The following is a 14,298-nucleotide window of genomic DNA, read 5'->3' on the forward strand; positions in this document are numbered from 1 at the left end:
CGGTGAGGTCAGCCGATTCTTCCCACGCCCGCACCGCCACGCACGATCGACCTGACGTTGCCGGCGGGGTCCAGCGAGTAGGAGTAGGGGATGCCGTTCACGCTGCCGCCCTGCTCGCCGCTGCCCGAGTTCACGAAGTGGTTGTTCCTGGCGACCAGTGAGCCGGCAGGCGAGCTGCCCTCGCCGCGGTGGAACGGATCCCGGGTGTTCTCGAAGTAGTTGCCCTCGACAAGAACGCCCGCCTCCGTTGTGGATGCTACGCCATAGCTGGTGACGCCGCCGTAGTAGTTGTTGTAGACGTGTACCGGATTACCGAAGCGCACCCGCGGGTGCCGCTGGTTGGTGCCGTCGAACCAGTTGTGGTGATAGCTCACGCGCAGGCGGCCGCGGTCCTGGCCGCCCGCCCTCAGCCCTGCCGCGGGCACGCTGGCGGCGTTCGCGACCTTCGGCGTCGCCTTCGTGGCGCGCCCGTTCGGCGGTGTCGTCTTCGGCCACTTCGGCGACCGGATCGGCCGCAAGAAGATACTGGTCCTGTCGCTGCTGATGATGGGATGCGGCACGGTCGCCATCGGACTACTGCCGACCTACGACCAAGTCGGGATCATCGCGCCCGCCCTGCTCGTGCTGGCCCGGTTGGTGCAGGGATTCGCCGTCGGTGGCGAATGGGGAGGCGCCGTGCTGATGGCCGTCGAGCACGCTCCGCCAGGGCGGCGGGCGTTCTACGGCAGCTGGCCGCAGGCGGGTGTGCCTGCGGGCATGGTGCTCTCGACTGCCGCGTTCTTTCTGGTCGGGCAACTGCCGGAGGAGCAGTTCCAGGCGTGGGGATGGCGACTGCCGTTCCTGGCCAGCGTCGCTCTGCTAGCCGTCGGGCTCTACATCCGAGTGCAGGTGGTCGAGTCTCCGGACTTCCGCAGCGTTCGCGAGTCGAAGTCGTTGTCGGCGTTCCCGCTGGCCGAGGTCCTGCGCGGGGCGAGGCGCCCGCTCGTGGTCGGCATCTGCACACAGGCCGCCGCTTTCGTCCCGTTCTACCTGGTGGCCGTGTTCGTGCTCTCCTACGGCCCGCAACATCTGGGGATCTCACGTGACGTGATCCTGTTGTCGATCATCGCGGCGTTCGTGCTGGACCTGTTCACCATCCCGGCGGCCGCGGTGCTCGCCGACCGATTCGGCAGGCGGCGGATGCTACTGGCCGGATCGGTGTACATGGCCGCGATCGCCTTCCCTTACTTCTGGCTCTTCGACAGCGGCTCACCGTGGCTGATCCTGATCGCGATGGTCCTGGCGATCCCGATCGGCCACGCCGTGACCTACAGCGCGGTCGCCGGTTACCTGGCGGAGCTCTTCCCCGCCAACTGCGCTACACCGGGACATCGGTGACCTACCAGATCGGCGGCGCACTCGCAGGCGGCACCGCCCCGTTTCTCGCAGCCACCATGTTCGCCGCCGTGGGCGAGTCGTGGGTGCTCGCGCTCTACATCGTCGGCGGCTGCGCGATCACCTTCCTCGCGCTGCTCACCGCGAAGACAGCATCGTCGGTCAACACTACCTCGGAGGAGAGTCGATGAAGACACGAGGCGCGATCTGCTGGAACCCCGGAGCAGGCAAGGGCTGGTCGGTTGAAGACATCGAGATCGACCCACCACGGTCCGGCGAGGTGCTCGTCAAGCTGGCCGCATCGGGACTGTGCCATTCCGACGACCACATCGACTCGGGGGTCTATGTCGGCCTGGACGCCATGCTCGGCGGCCACGAGGGCGCCGGGGTCGTGGAAGAGGTCGGGCCTGAGGTCACCGGCCTCGCTCCGGGCGACCATGTCGTACTCGCGTTCATCCCCTCCTGCGGTCGCTGCTTCTCCTGCGTATCAGGGCGAACCCACCTGTGTGACCTGGGTGCGCATCTGTTCGGTGGGGTCGCGCTGTCCGACGGGCAGCACCGGGTGAAGGCGCGCGGTCAGGGTGTGGGCACGATGTGCCTGCTGGGGACCTTCGCGCCGTATGCGGTGGTCAACCAAGCCAACGTCATCAAGATCCGCGACGACGTTCCCCTGGACAAGGCAGCGCTGGTCGGCTGCGGCGTCACCACCGGGTGGGACTCGGCCTTCCACACGGCGGGCACCGAACCCGGAGACACGGTCGTGGTGCTCGGCACCGGTGGCATCGGCATGAACGCGGTGCAAGGTGCCCGCTACGCCGGCGCGAAACACATCGTCGCGGTGGACACCGTGGAGTTCAAGCGCGACAAGGCGAAGGAGTTCGGCGCCACGCACACCACGGCAAGCATCGAGGACGCCTTGCCGCTGGTGCGGGAGCTCACCGACGGGACCATGGCACAGCGGGCCGTCCTCACCACCAGCATCGCCGAAGGCAGGCTGGTGGAGCCCGCGCTCCAACTCGTCGGGAAGCGCGGCGTTCTCGTGGTCACCTCCGTCGCGCCCGGCGACCAGCTGAAGGTCGATCTCGACCTGTTCGTGCTGACGTGCTACGAGAAGCAGATCCGCGGCGGGTTGTTCGGATCGTCGAATCCCCGCATCGACATTCCCCGCCTGCTCGACCTGTACATGGACGGCGAGCTCAAACTCGACGAACTGGTCACCAAGACGTACCCGCTCGACGAGATCAACAAGGGATATCAGGACATGCTCGACGGAAGGAACATCCGCGGGCTGATCAGCTACGCGGGGATATGACCATGACCACCACCAGCCGGCCCGCGAAGCAGGACAGGCTGCGCGCCGACGTCCGGGACTTGCTCGGCCGCGTGGGACCGTTCCTGGTCGACGGCGAATGGGTCCACGCCCTCGACGGCAGCACCCTCGGCACCGTGGACCCCAGCGACGGCACGACCCTGGCCACCGTAGCCGCCGCCGAGGGCCGCGATGTCGATCGCGCGGTCGCCGCCGCTCGGCGTGCCCTTTCGGGGCCGTGGTCCCGGTTGACGCCTGCCCGGCGGGGGACGTTGATCTGGCGCCTGGCCGACCTGCTCGAGGAGCGGGCCGAGGAGTTCGCTCAGCTGGAATCACTTGACCAGGGCAAACCACAGGCGGCCGCGCTGGCCGCGGACGTCCCGCTGGCCGCCGGTCAGTTGCGCTACATGGCCGGCTGGGCCGACAAGATCAGCGGCAGGACCGCCACGCTCTCGGTGCCTTACACCCCGGCGCGAACTACCACGCCTATACCCGCAGGAAACCGGTCGGCGTGGTCGGCGCCATCATCCCGTGGAACTTCCCGCTCAACATGGCCGCGTGGAAGCTCGCTCCCGCGCTGGCCGCAGGCTGCACGGTCGTGCTCAAACCGGCCGAGCAGACACCGCTGACGGCGCTGCGGCTCGGGGAGCTGATGGACGAGGCCGGCTTCCCGCCGGGCGTGGTCAACATCCTGCCCGGCTACGGTGAGACCGCCGGTGCCGCGATCGCCGCCCATCCCGGCATCGACAAGGTCGCCTTCACCGGCTCGACCGAGGTCGGCCGCGAGGTCCTGCGCGCGGCCGCCGATCTGGCCGGCGGAGCGGATCCTGAACCGGGCACCCTCGGCGGGCAGATTCCGGGGTTCGACGTCCAACTTCTCGACCCGGACGGCAACCCCGTCGAGGCGGGAGAGAGCGGGCTGATCGCCGTCGAACGGCCCCGCTACCAGCTCAGCAACGGCTACGAGAACCGCCCCGGCGCATGGGATGCCCGATGGCAGGGCGATCTGTTCGTCACCGAGGACCGAGCGTGCGTGCGCCCTGACGGGCGATGGTGCTTCCTCGGCCGCGAGGACGACATGATCATCGCATCCGGCTACAACATCAGCCCGGTCGAGGTCGAGCGAGTACTGGCCGAGCACCCGAACGTGCTTGAGGCCGCCGCCGTGGCCGCGCCCGGTCCGAACGGCGGCACCGTTCTGCGCGCGTGCTGGTCCGCGCCGCGCCGGATCTGCCCGTGACCGAGCTCGAGAAGGAGCTGCGGTCCGCCGTGGGCCACCGTGTCGGGGCACACGCGCGCCCCCGAGTCTTCGATTACGTCGACGCGTTGCCCCGCAACGACGTCGGCAAGCTGCAGCGCGCGAAGCTCCGCCTGCGCGGCTGATCCGCATGTCCACGCCACAGGAGAGGTTCATGACACGAACCCCGGAAGAGATCATCGACCACCACGCGGGCGCTCTCGCTGATGGTGACCTGGCGGGCGTCATCTCGGACTACGCCGAGGACGCCCGGTTCATCACGCCTGACGGTGTCGTGGCCGGGCGAGCCGCGCTCACCGAAGTCTTCGCGGGCGTACTGGAGCAGTTTCCCGGCTTCACACTGTCGGTTGGCACCCTCGTCGCCGACGACGACACCGTGCTGCTGGAATGGACCGCCGACGCCAAGGCGCACGACATCATCGACGGAGTGGACACCTTCGTCATGCGCGACGGGCTGATTCAGCTACAGACCGCCCGGTTCACCGTGCGATCGAAGTCGGACGGCGCTGATGCGTGACGCGGTCATCGTCGACGTGGTGCGCACCCCCGCGGGGAAAGGGAAGTCCGGTGGCGCACTGGCCGAGGTGCGCCCGGCGGACCTGCTCGCCGGCGTGCTGCACGAGCTCGTCCGCCGCACCGGTATCGAGCCCGAACTGATCGACGAGGTGATCGGAGGCTGTGTCACCCAGGCTGGCGTGCAAGCCGCGAACATCACCCGCAGCGCGGTGCTGGCCGCGGGATTCCCGGTGAGCGTGCCCGCCACCACGGTGGACCGGCAATGCGGTTCGAGCCAGCAGGCCCTGCATTTCGCCGCGCACACCGTCGTCGCGGGCGCGGCGGACGTGGTGATCGCGTGCGGAGTGGAGTCCATGAGCCAGGCGCCACTGTGGTCGAGCAGCGGTGACGCTGATCCGTACGGCCCCGGTGCCCGGCACCGCGCTCGATCGCAAGGAGACGATTCGGGCCGAATCCAATGTAGAGGCACTGGCCCGGCTGCGGCCGTCCTTTGCCGACGACCGCGTGCTCGACCGGTTCCCGGAGATCGACTGGTGTGTTACGGCGGGCAACTCCTCTCCGCTGACCGACGGTGCGAGCGCTGTGCTCATCATGAGCAGCGAGAAGGCCGCGTCACTGGGCATGCGACCGAGGGCCAGAGTCCACAGTACTGCCGTGGTCGGGGACGATCCCGTGCTGATGTTGATGGGCGTGATACCGGCGACCTACCGGATCCTGAAACGATCCGGCTTGGCCCTGCGGGACATCGACGCGTTCGAGGTGAACGAGGCATTCGCCTGCGTACCTCTGGCATGGCGACGAGAGTTCGATGTGCCCGCCGATCGCTTGAACCGCCATGGTGGTGCTGTCGCGCTCGGCCACCCACTGGGTGCCTCCGGCGCTCGGATCACCAGTCGGTCGAGATCTTTTGGAGCAGGGACCACAGCGAACCAAGTCTGGTACTCGACACCGAGGAGGTTCCCCAGTTCGTCGCGGGTCTCATCGCCACGGTCATGCCTGGCGACCTGACCGCAGAAGGCGAAGATTGATCCCGCCCCGGCACGAATACGGCCGCCATCGCGCCTCGATCTTGCGTCGTGAGGACTCGGCAGCTGTGGGTCTGTTGCGCGGCTGCCCCGAGCCCGGTGATCACGGACCGGGCGCATCGTTTGCTTCCCGCCGGGCCGCCAGGCGTTGCTCCTTTCGCGCGCGGAGCGCCCGCCGCGTGGACAGGGCTACCGCCACGACGACCAGGGCGAGGATCACCATCGCGACGGGCCGTCCGAGGAGGTAGCCGGGGTCACCGTCGGAGTAGGCCAGGGTCTGGCGCAGCGAGCCTTCGAGGGTGGGCTGGAGGACGACCGCCAGCACGAAGGGCGCCATGCTGAATCCGGATCTGCGCAGCAGGAAGCCGAGCAGGCCCGCGATGAGCATGACCACCACGTCGAACATCGAGTTGCCCTCGGCGTACACGCCGACGATGCACAGCCCGATCACGAACGGCATGAGCGCCTGAGGCGGGATGGCCAGCAGCCGGGTGAGCAGGCCGACCATCGGCAGGTTGAGCACCAGCAGCATGAAGTTCGCGATGTACATCGCGGCGATCACGGTCCAGAACAGTTCGGGCTGGTCGTCGACGAAGGTCGGACCGGGAACGACGCCGTTCAGCAGCAGTGCCGCGAGCACAAGCGCCATGGTCGGCGCGAACGGGATGCCAAGCACCAGCAACGGTATGAACGCGGCGCCGGCCGCGGCGTTGTTCGCCGCCTCCGGGCCGGCGACTCCCTGCACGGCGCCAGCGCCGAACTTCTCCGGACGTTTTGAGATCTTGCGTTCCGTCACGTAGGAGGCGAACGTCGACAGCACCGCGGCAGGGCCCGGAACCAAGCCGAGGAGGAACCCGGTCGCCGATCCGCGCAGCGCCGCGGGCGCCGCGTCCCGCGACTCCTGTCGCGAGGGCAGCAACTCCCGCAGCTTCGGGGCCCTGACGGGTTCCGGACGCCACCGCCTGCCGGCCAGCGTCAAGGCCTCCGCGATGCCGAAGACGCCCATGACCAGGGCGATGAAGCTGAACCCCTCCGCGAGCGCGTCCGAACCGAACGTGAACCTCAAGTCGCCGCCTGCCGGATCGATGCCGACCGTGCCGATCGCCAGCCCAGCGCAGATCATGACGACGGCTTTCGCGGTGGACCCGCTGGACAGCGCCGCCAACAGCAGCAGTCCCGCCAGGCACAGAGCCGCGTACTCCGGCGGCCCGAGCTTGACGGCCACCCCGCTCAGCCACGGAGCGAACATCATGAGACCGAAGATGGCGACGGTCCCGGCGACGAACGACGAGACCGCCGCGATCGTCAGCGCGGGTCCCGACCTGCCTCGTTTCGTCATCTCGTGGCCGTCGAGCGCGGTGACCACCGAGGACGCTTCGCCGGGGACGTTGAGCAGGATCGAGGTCGTCGACCCTCCGTAGGTGGAACCGAAGTAGATGCCGGCGAACAGGATCAGCGAGCCCGCGGGACCCAGCTGTGTGGTCATGCCGAGCAGCACCGACATCGCACCGATCGGCCCGATGCCGGGAAGCACCCCGACCAACGTGCCGAGTACCACTCCGGCCACCGCGAGGGTCAGGTAGGTCGGATCGGCGAAGGCGGCGAAGCCCGCCCAGAGGTTGTCGAGCACGTCTGTCCTTTCCGGTCAGACCAGTCCGAGGGTCCCGGTCGGCAGCGGGACGAACAGCCAGTACACGAAGATCAGCCAGGTGGCGGCCCCGAAAGCGAGCCCGAGGATGAGCGCGCTGCTCCACCGCGACAACCCCATGATCTTGGCGATCAGCACCAGAGCGATCGACAGAGTCACGATCATCCCCACGGTGGTGCCGAACAGCGGCACGAGCAGCGCGGCGAGCACGACCCCGACGACCCGCCGCCAGTGGACCGTGCCGGCGAAGCCCTCCTCGTCTTCGTCGGCGGGCGCATCGGCCTCGGTCCCACGAGGTCGCTCGCGTACGAGCACGGTGATGCTGGATGCCACGAGCACCAGCGCCACGAGGAAGGGGAAGAAGCCCGCGCCGGTGTCCGGCACGGTGCCGAGACCCTCGTCCAGGGCCAGGCCGCCGTACAGCAGGCCCAGTCCCAGCAGCGTCGCGGCCGCCATCATGTCGGGGTTGACGCGAACCCGCCCCGCGCTCATCGTCACTTCGACGGGGCGAGCAGACCCGCCGCCGCGGCGGACTTGTCGGTCAGGCGTTTCGTGGCCGCCGCGCTGCCGGCACCACTCACGACCAGGCCCAGATCCTGCGCCGCTTTGGTGAACTCCGCACTCCTGACGGCCGAACCGAAGACCTCGGACAGCTTCTTGCCGACGGCGTCCGGCAGCTCCGGTGGGGCGACCACGACGTTGTACGCTTCCCAGCCGAGGCCGACACCTTGTTCGTCGAAGGTGGGGATGTCCGGGGCGAGGTCGACGCGCTCCGCAGACGCGATCGCCAGCGCGCGGACCTTGCCGGACTCCAACTGCGCGAAGGCGCCGGCCAGCTGCATGACGCCGACATCGAGGTTGTTGCCCAGCAGCGCCGTCGTGGTCGCCTGGTCACCGTCGAATGCGACGTGCTTGAACCGGGTGTCCGTCAGCTGCTCGAACTTCTCGGCAGGGACCGCGTAGTTCAGCGGGCCTTCGCCGAGCGTGATCGCCCCGGGGCGGACGTTCGCGGCGTCGATCAGGTCACGCAGGTCCCGGTACGGCGAGTCCGCCGGTACCACGAACATCACCGGCGAGATCGTGACCTCGTTGATCACCGAGATGTTCTGCGGGTCGTAGGAGACCTCTTCGGTGTGCGGGATCAACGTGAGCGGGCCGTCCGGCAGGACGCCGACGGTGTAGCCGTCCGGCTTGGCGTTGAGCGTGGCCGTGGTCCCGACCGAGCCGGCGCCTCCTTCCCTGTTGACGACCTGAACGCGCTTGCCGAGCTTGCCCTGGTCGTTGATGACCTCGGCCAGCGCCCTGGTCGTGGTGTCGATGCTGCTCCCGGCCGGATAGGGGACGACGATCTGGACGTCCCGTGCCGGGTAAGCCCCCTGACCGGGCGGCCCGCCACAGGCCGCCGCGAGGAGGACGCTCGCCGCGAGGATCGCGGGCATCGCGGCACGGCGGCGCATCCGGATCGGACGAATACTCATGGTGCAACTCCCGTGTGCGAATGGGCGCCCGCCCCGATGGCGGCCGCCGTGATGATCGGGTGGTGCCAGTCGGCATCGCCGAAGTTGTACGCGTCCCGGTGGAGCCGGGCGAAGAACAGGCCCGCGCTGTGCTCCCAGGTGAGGCCGATGGCGCCATGGAACTGGACCATGGCCGCGGACATCCGGCAGGCCAGGTCGGCCGCGCGGCTCTTCACCACAGAGGTCATGAACGCGGCCTCGTCCAGGCCCGCGTCATGGCTGTGGGCTGTGTACCACAACGCGTGGGTGATGACCGTCCACTCGAGATACAGCTCGGCCAGTTCGTGCTGGATGGCCTGGAAGGTGCCGACCGCACGCCCGAACTGGTGACGCTGCTTGACGTGGTCGACGGTGAGCCGGAGCGCGGCTCCGGCCGCACCGACGAGGTCCGCGGTCACGAGCACGGTCAGCCGCTGCATGACCCGCTCGAAGTGTCCGGCGCCGGACCGGAGCAGGCGCTCCGCCGGAACACCGGCCAGGGTCACCCTGGCCGCACGCACCGTCCGGTCGGCGGGGTCGGCCGGACGGCGTGAAACCCCCGGGTGCCCGGTCTCCACCACATACAGTGCGACCCCGTCGGCGGAGGCGGCCGCGACCACGACGATGCCCGAGTCGGCGGCGTGGTCGACCAATCCCGCGTCCCCGTCGAGCGCGCCGTCGGCCGTGGCGGTGACGCCGATGCCGTGGCGGTCCCACGCACCGCCCGGAGCGTGCAGGGCCGTCGTCGCGGCAAGGTCGCCGGAGACCACCGGCGCGAGCCAGCGGCAGAGTTGTTCCGGCCCGGAGGACAGCGCGAGGACGTCGGAGGCTGCCATTCGGGTCGAGACACCGGCAGGGCTCAGGCGGGCACCCAGCGCCTCGGCGACGACACACAGGTCGAGCAGGCCGAGGTCGAGACCGCCGGCTCCTTCCGGTGCCGTCACACCCAGCCATCCGAGGTCGGCCGCCGCCCGGTACAGCTCGGCGTCCTCCGCTGACAAGGCATCGGCGTACTCCCGCACGGCCGCCAGGTCCATGTGGCGATCCATCCACTGCCGCACAGCGCCGCCCATCGCGACCTGCTCGTCGCTGAGCCGAAAATCCATGACACCGGTCCACTCCGTTGAGGTGCCACACAGTCCACAACGTGACGAATCAGTACGTCAAAGACGTGAACCCAAAGCCATCCATTGTTCAACGCAATGAGTAACGTATTGCGCTGGACAATGGGTCGCGTTCGATTTTGCTCTTTGACGTACTATGTCGGCAGTCCCGAGGATGGTTCGCGTGTCCGGCGGCACCACGATCGGATCTCGGGACAGGGAGTGACCACAGCATGGATCTGCGCTACTCACCGGAGGCCGAACGGTTCCGGAAGGAGATCCGGCGCTGGCTGGACGAGTCGGTCCCCATGGCGTGGCGCCGCCCGCGGTTCTGGCTCGAGCGAGACGGCACCACCGAGTCCCTGGAGCTTCGGCGACAGTGGGAGAAGGACCGGTTCGACAACGGGTTCACCGGCGTCGACTGGCCGGTCGAGTTCGGCGGGCGCGGGGCCGACCACGAGGTGCGGGCCGTGCACGACGAGGAGATGGCGCGGGCAAGAGCACCGATCGGGCCCTACCTGGGGCTGACCTATCTCGGCACGACCCTGCTCGGGCCGACGTTGCTGCGCTACGGGACGGCCGATCAGAAACGCAGGCTCCTCCCGGGCATCCTCTCCGGGGACACGATCTGGTGCCAGGGGTTCTCCGAGCCCGAGAGCGGCAGCGACCTGGCAAGCCTGAGGACCACGGCCGTGCGCGACGGTGACACTCTGGTGGTCACCGGTCAGAAGATCTGGACCTCCATGGCCCGCTACGGCGACGCGCTGTTCGCGTTGGTGCGTACGAGTCCGCGGGAGTCACGGCGCCGCGGCATCACGTTCCTGCTGATCGACCTGACCTTGCCCGGGGTCGAGGTGCGGACGATCCGCCAGATGTCCGGGTCGCCGGACCTCGGGCACGAGTTCCTCGACGACGTGCGTGTACCGATCGAGGGCAACGTGGTCGGTGAGATCGACGAGGGCTGGGGAGTAGCCGAATATCTGCTTTCGGTGGAACGGCAGGCCTCACCGATCGGCCAGTACGTGGAGTTCAGCCACGAGTTGAACGACGTGATCGCCGCGGCCCGGTGCACCGGCAAGGACGGTCGCCCCGCCATCGAGCACCCGTCGATCCGCGCGCGGATCGCCCGCTGCAGGGCCGACCTCGAACTGCTGCGCGTTCGCGCGTACGACACGATGACCCGTCTCGGCCGAGGTGAGGATCTGGGCAGGGAGGCCTCGATCACGAAACTGCTGTGGTCGCGTACGCGACTGGCGATCGCCGACCTCGGTGCCGACGTTCTCGGCGTGGACGGCCAGCTCAGCACGGCGCCGGCCGGGGAGCTGGCCGGCCATCTGCGCTGGCGGCACCTGCAGGTACGAGGTCAGCGGATCGCCGGCGGCACCGCCCAGATCCAGCGCACGCTGATCGCGCGCGACCTGCTGGGCCTGCCCCGGTGAGCGGCACCGCGATCGGCTCCGGCACCGCGCTCTTCACGCTCGACGGCGGCGTCGCCACCGTGACCCTGAACCGGCCGGAGCGCCGCAATGCCATCTCCTGGCAGCTCGTCGAGGACCTGCTTGCGGCCCTCCAGCGAGCCCACACCGCCGAGGGGCTCCGAGTCCTCGTCGTCACCGGATCGGGTAACGACTTCTGTGTCGGTGCCGACCTGGCCCGTGTGGGGTCGGAGCACGCGCGCGACCAGGAGACACGCACACTGCGAGGGCGCTCCGTCGCCGACGATCGCGATCGGCTGGCCGTGGCGTCGACCGTCGTGGAGAGGATCGCGTCCTTCCCCGCGCCGACGATCGCCGCCGTCAACGGGGCATGCGCGGGCGCCGGCCTCTCGCTGGCGCTGGCCACCGACTTCCGGCTCGCTGCCCCGGAGTCGGTGTTCAACACGGCTTTCGTGAGCGCAGGCGTCTCCGGCGACCTGGGCAGCGCGTGGCTGCTGACTCGCGCGGTCGGCAGTGCCCGTGCGCGGGCGCTTCTTCTCGATCCGGGCAAGATCACGGCGGGGGAGGCCCTGGAGGCCGGGCTCGTGACCGAGATCGCGGCGGACCTGCCGGCCCGGGTCGGCGAGCTGGCAGACAAGCTCGCCGGTCAGGCGCCGAAGGCGATGCGGTACGCGAAGAAGAATCTGGCCGACGCAGGGCGGTTCACCCTGGCCGAGTACCTCGAGCGTGAGGTGCCGCGCATGGTGGACTGTGCGCGCAGCGACGACGCGCGCCAAGCGGCTCGCGCGTTCCTGGAGAAGCGTAGACCGGTGTTCACCGGGGAGTAGGAGCGGTATGGCCAACCCACTTGCGGGCATTCGAGTCGTCGAGTTCGGTCACTACATCGCCGCTCCCGCGGCGACGCAGCTGCTGGCCGATCTCGGCGCGGAGGTCGTCAAGGTCGAGTCACCGACCGGCGACCAGGCTCGCGGCATCGGCGCCTACGGCGAGGGCATCGTGCTCGCGTTCAACCGGGGCAAGAGGTCGGTCGCGCTCGATCTCACGAGGGATGACGACAAGCGCGTCGCGTTGCGCTTGATCGCGGAGGCGGACGTCGTCGTCCAGAATCTCCGGGCCGGGACGATGGCCCGCCACGGGCTCGGCGCCGGCGACCTCGTGCCGGACCACCCCCGGCTGGTGTACGTGTCGGTCAGCGGGTTCAGCTCCAAGGGCCCTTCGGCGTCGCGGGCGGGTCTGGACATCGCCGCGCAGGCGGAGAGCGGCCTCATGTCGATCAACGGGGAGCAGGACGGCGATCCGCTGCGTGTCGGGTTCCCGATCGCCGATGTCGCCGCGAGCTACGCGGTCGTCCAAGGTGTCCTCGCCGCGCTGTTGCGTCGTGAGCGCACGGGCCAAGGCGGGGTCATCGAGGTGTCGCTGCTGGACGCGATGATCCACATGCAGTCGGCGATGTGGGGCGAGTGGCACGCCTCCGGTCAGGAACCGCGCCGGAAGGGCAATGGTCAGGCGACGGTGGCGCCCGCGGCAGATCTCATCCATACCGCGGACGGGACCATCGTGCTCTCGGCCTACACGCCCGATCATTTCGCCCGGCTGTGCGAGCTCATGGGGAAGACCTGGATGCTCGAGGACCCACGCTTCGCCGACAATCCGGCCCGGGTCGCGCACCGGGACGTTCTCCTGGCCGAGATCTCGGAGGCCTTCGGCACTGCCCGGACCGACGAGTGCCTCGCCGCGCTGGCGGACCGGGGTATCGTCGCGGCAGCTGTGCGGACCTATCGTGAGGTGGCCGCCGCGTCCGACACGCGGTCCAGCGGAATCCTGACGACCGGGGTGAGCCCGGATGGTGAGCGCTACCCGATCCCGTCGTTGCCGTTCAGCCTCGACGGCGTCGACCCCGCACCGGACCGAGCCGTACCGAAGGTGGGCGCGGACACCGACACCCTCCCGCGGTACGAACCTTGACCGGCGAGGCGGGGCGGGCTTTGGATCATACGATGAAGGTCCACGAGCTCGAATGCTTCCTCGCCGTCGTCGATCACGGCAGCATCACTCGGGCGGCTTCCGCGCTGTATCTCGCCCAGCCTTCCGTGTCGCAGATCATCCGCCGACTGGAGGCAGAGCTCAGCATCGAGCTGTTCCGCCGGGTCGGGCGCGGGCTGGTGCTCACCCCGGCGGGTGAAGCGCTCGTCGGTCCGGCGCGGCAGGTCGTTCGCGACCTGCAGCACGCCCGCGAGGTCGCTGACGAATACCGCGGGCTGGAGCGAGGGAGGGTCGACCTCGCGATCTCCGCCTCGCTCACCTCGAACTTCCTGGCCGCGTGGGTGGGCCATTTCCGTCGCAAGCACCCTGGCCTCACCGTCCGGCTGACGCAGCACCACGGGGACACGGAGGACATCATCGCCTTGATCAGATCGGGCGAAGCCGAACTTGCCTACACCGTGACCCCCGTGTCCCGGCAAGGGATCGAATGTGTCCACGTCGGTGACGGTGAGGTCGTGCTCGCCCTGCCGCCCGGCTGGCGTACCGAGTTCCCCGAGCCGGTCCCCATCGCGATGCTCGACGGCCTGCCCATGATCATCGACCGTGGATTCGGGCGGTCCTACCTCCAGTCGATTCGCGACGCCAGCGGAGTCGAGCCGGCCGTGGTCGTCGACGTCTCCGAGTCCGCGGGCCTCGTTCCACTGATCATCGCCGGAGCGGGTGCCGCCTTCCTGCCGATGCGCCAGGCCCTCGACGCTCGACGGCGAGGGGCGAACCTCCGCACGATCGACCCGCTGACCTTCCGGCCGATCTACGCCATCATGCCCAGTTCGCCGCTCTCGGCCCCGGCGCGCAAATTCCTCGAGCTCAGCAAGGAGAATCTCGATCGCTGGCGCCGAGCGGTCGCGCGGCGCACGGAGCAGGGGAGCAGCTTGCTGGAGGCGGCCGTCGAAGCCGACAACGTGATCGAGGCCGCGTACCAGCGCCTGGAGGAGGGGCCGCCCGAGCCGGCAGACCGTGCCCGTGCCGGTCGCGTCCATGCCAGGCGATGACCAGACCCGAACGGGACCCGCACGCGATTCGCTGTCCTTCTTCGTCTGTTTCCGAGTCTGGCGCTGCCGTCACCGGATGGCCACCCGCGGAGATCGCG

Annotated in this window: 17 protein-coding genes and 1 pseudogene; 13 read left to right on the plus strand and 5 right to left on the minus strand. The window is 69.1% G+C overall.

The genetic code is table 11. The features are described 5' to 3' along the window. Positions 1-8 precede the first annotated feature (8 nt). The gene (locus JAP66_RS26095) at positions 9-425 is read right to left on the minus strand and encodes a pectate lyase family protein (protein WP_307849720.1); all 417 of its coding nucleotides are present in this window, start codon (positions 423-425) and stop codon (positions 9-11) included. A gap of 34 nt (positions 426-459) precedes the next feature. Here JAP66_RS26095 and JAP66_RS26100 point away from each other — a divergent pair, with 34 nt between their 5' ends. The 9 genes and pseudogenes from JAP66_RS26100 to JAP66_RS33335 all read left to right on the plus strand — a co-directional run bounded on the left by JAP66_RS26100 (position 460) and on the right by JAP66_RS33335 (position 5,465). Continuing rightward, a complete protein-coding gene (locus tag JAP66_RS26100) occupies positions 460-1,377 on the plus strand; it encodes an MFS transporter (RefSeq protein WP_199434495.1) in 918 nt (305 codons plus the stop codon). Continuing rightward, positions 1,374-1,565 (plus strand): hypothetical protein, encoded by a 192-nt coding sequence (locus tag JAP66_RS26105; RefSeq protein WP_199434496.1) that lies wholly within the window; start codon positions 1,374-1,376, stop codon positions 1,563-1,565. Before JAP66_RS26100 ends, JAP66_RS26105 begins: the two co-directional genes overlap by 4 nt. Further along, on the plus strand, positions 1,562-2,686 hold the full coding sequence (locus JAP66_RS26110; RefSeq protein WP_199434497.1) for an NDMA-dependent alcohol dehydrogenase: 1,125 nt from the start codon (positions 1,562-1,564) through the stop codon (positions 2,684-2,686). Before JAP66_RS26105 ends, JAP66_RS26110 begins: the two co-directional genes overlap by 4 nt. Positions 2,687-2,688: 2 nt before the next feature. Then, positions 2,689-3,312 carry an aldehyde dehydrogenase family protein gene (locus JAP66_RS33045; protein ID WP_199434498.1) on the plus strand — a complete coding sequence of 208 codons (624 nt, stop codon included), beginning with the start codon at positions 2,689-2,691 and terminating at the stop codon, positions 3,310-3,312. Beyond that, positions 3,195-3,923 (plus strand): aldehyde dehydrogenase family protein, encoded by a 729-nt coding sequence (locus JAP66_RS33050; RefSeq protein WP_199434499.1) that lies wholly within the window; start codon positions 3,195-3,197, stop codon positions 3,921-3,923. The genes JAP66_RS33045 and JAP66_RS33050 overlap by 118 nt, the downstream gene beginning before the upstream one ends. Next, positions 3,920-4,066, plus strand: a complete 147-nt coding sequence (locus JAP66_RS26125; protein ID WP_199434500.1) for a hypothetical protein — start codon at positions 3,920-3,922, stop codon at positions 4,064-4,066. Before JAP66_RS33050 ends, JAP66_RS26125 begins: the two co-directional genes overlap by 4 nt. Before the next feature lie 29 nt (positions 4,067-4,095). After that, the gene (locus JAP66_RS26130; RefSeq protein ID WP_199434501.1) at positions 4,096-4,458 is read left to right on the plus strand and encodes a nuclear transport factor 2 family protein; all 363 of its coding nucleotides are present in this window, start codon (positions 4,096-4,098) and stop codon (positions 4,456-4,458) included. Then, positions 4,451-4,897: pseudogene (locus tag JAP66_RS33330) on the plus strand (thiolase family protein); the annotation flags it as partial. The gene JAP66_RS26130 and the pseudogene JAP66_RS33330, both read left to right, overlap by 8 nt. Further along, entirely contained in the window at positions 4,866-5,465 is a 600-nt protein-coding gene (locus JAP66_RS33335; RefSeq protein WP_372449013.1) for a thiolase family protein, read from the plus strand. The pseudogene JAP66_RS33330 and the gene JAP66_RS33335, both read left to right, overlap by 32 nt. 120 nt (positions 5,466-5,585) lie before the next feature. On the opposite strand, the gene JAP66_RS26140 is transcribed toward JAP66_RS33335, so the two are convergent. From JAP66_RS26140 to JAP66_RS26155, 4 genes are read right to left on the minus strand one after another with little or no spacing between them, the layout of a single operon-like run. Beyond that, on the minus strand, positions 5,586-7,112 hold the full coding sequence (locus tag JAP66_RS26140) for a tripartite tricarboxylate transporter permease (protein ID WP_199434502.1): 1,527 nt from the start codon (positions 7,110-7,112) through the stop codon (positions 5,586-5,588). Between the two features lie 15 nt (positions 7,113-7,127). Beyond that, complete coding sequence (locus tag JAP66_RS26145) at positions 7,128-7,622, minus strand: tripartite tricarboxylate transporter TctB family protein (protein ID WP_199434503.1); 495 nt, start codon at positions 7,620-7,622, stop codon at positions 7,128-7,130. A 2-nt stretch (positions 7,623-7,624) separates the two neighbouring features. Further along, complete coding sequence (locus tag JAP66_RS26150; RefSeq protein ID WP_199434504.1) at positions 7,625-8,608, minus strand: tripartite tricarboxylate transporter substrate binding protein; 984 nt, start codon at positions 8,606-8,608, stop codon at positions 7,625-7,627. After that, on the minus strand, positions 8,605-9,732 hold the full coding sequence (locus tag JAP66_RS26155) for an acyl-CoA dehydrogenase family protein (RefSeq protein ID WP_199434505.1): 1,128 nt from the start codon (positions 9,730-9,732) through the stop codon (positions 8,605-8,607). Before JAP66_RS26155 ends, JAP66_RS26150 begins: the two co-directional genes overlap by 4 nt. A gap of 230 nt (positions 9,733-9,962) precedes the next feature. Here JAP66_RS26155 and JAP66_RS26160 point away from each other — a divergent pair, with 230 nt between their 5' ends. From JAP66_RS26160 to JAP66_RS26175, 4 genes are read left to right on the plus strand one after another with little or no spacing between them, the layout of a single operon-like run. Further along, on the plus strand, positions 9,963-11,168 hold the full coding sequence (locus JAP66_RS26160) for an acyl-CoA dehydrogenase family protein (protein WP_199434506.1): 1,206 nt from the start codon (positions 9,963-9,965) through the stop codon (positions 11,166-11,168). Then, positions 11,165-11,992 (plus strand): enoyl-CoA hydratase/isomerase family protein, encoded by an 828-nt coding sequence (locus JAP66_RS26165; protein WP_199434507.1) that lies wholly within the window; start codon positions 11,165-11,167, stop codon positions 11,990-11,992. Before JAP66_RS26160 ends, JAP66_RS26165 begins: the two co-directional genes overlap by 4 nt. A gap of 7 nt (positions 11,993-11,999) precedes the next feature. Further along, a complete protein-coding gene (locus JAP66_RS26170; RefSeq protein ID WP_199434508.1) occupies positions 12,000-13,130 on the plus strand; it encodes a CaiB/BaiF CoA transferase family protein in 1,131 nt (376 codons plus the stop codon). Positions 13,131-13,162: 32 nt separating this feature from the next. Beyond that, the gene (locus JAP66_RS26175) at positions 13,163-14,200 is read left to right on the plus strand and encodes a LysR family transcriptional regulator (RefSeq protein WP_199434509.1); all 1,038 of its coding nucleotides are present in this window, start codon (positions 13,163-13,165) and stop codon (positions 14,198-14,200) included. Positions 14,201-14,298 lie beyond the last annotated feature (98 nt).

Source organism: Qaidamihabitans albus (genome assembly GCF_016464705.1).
In the GTDB taxonomy this organism is placed as follows: Bacteria; Actinomycetota; Actinomycetes; order Mycobacteriales; family Pseudonocardiaceae; genus Qaidamihabitans; species Qaidamihabitans albus.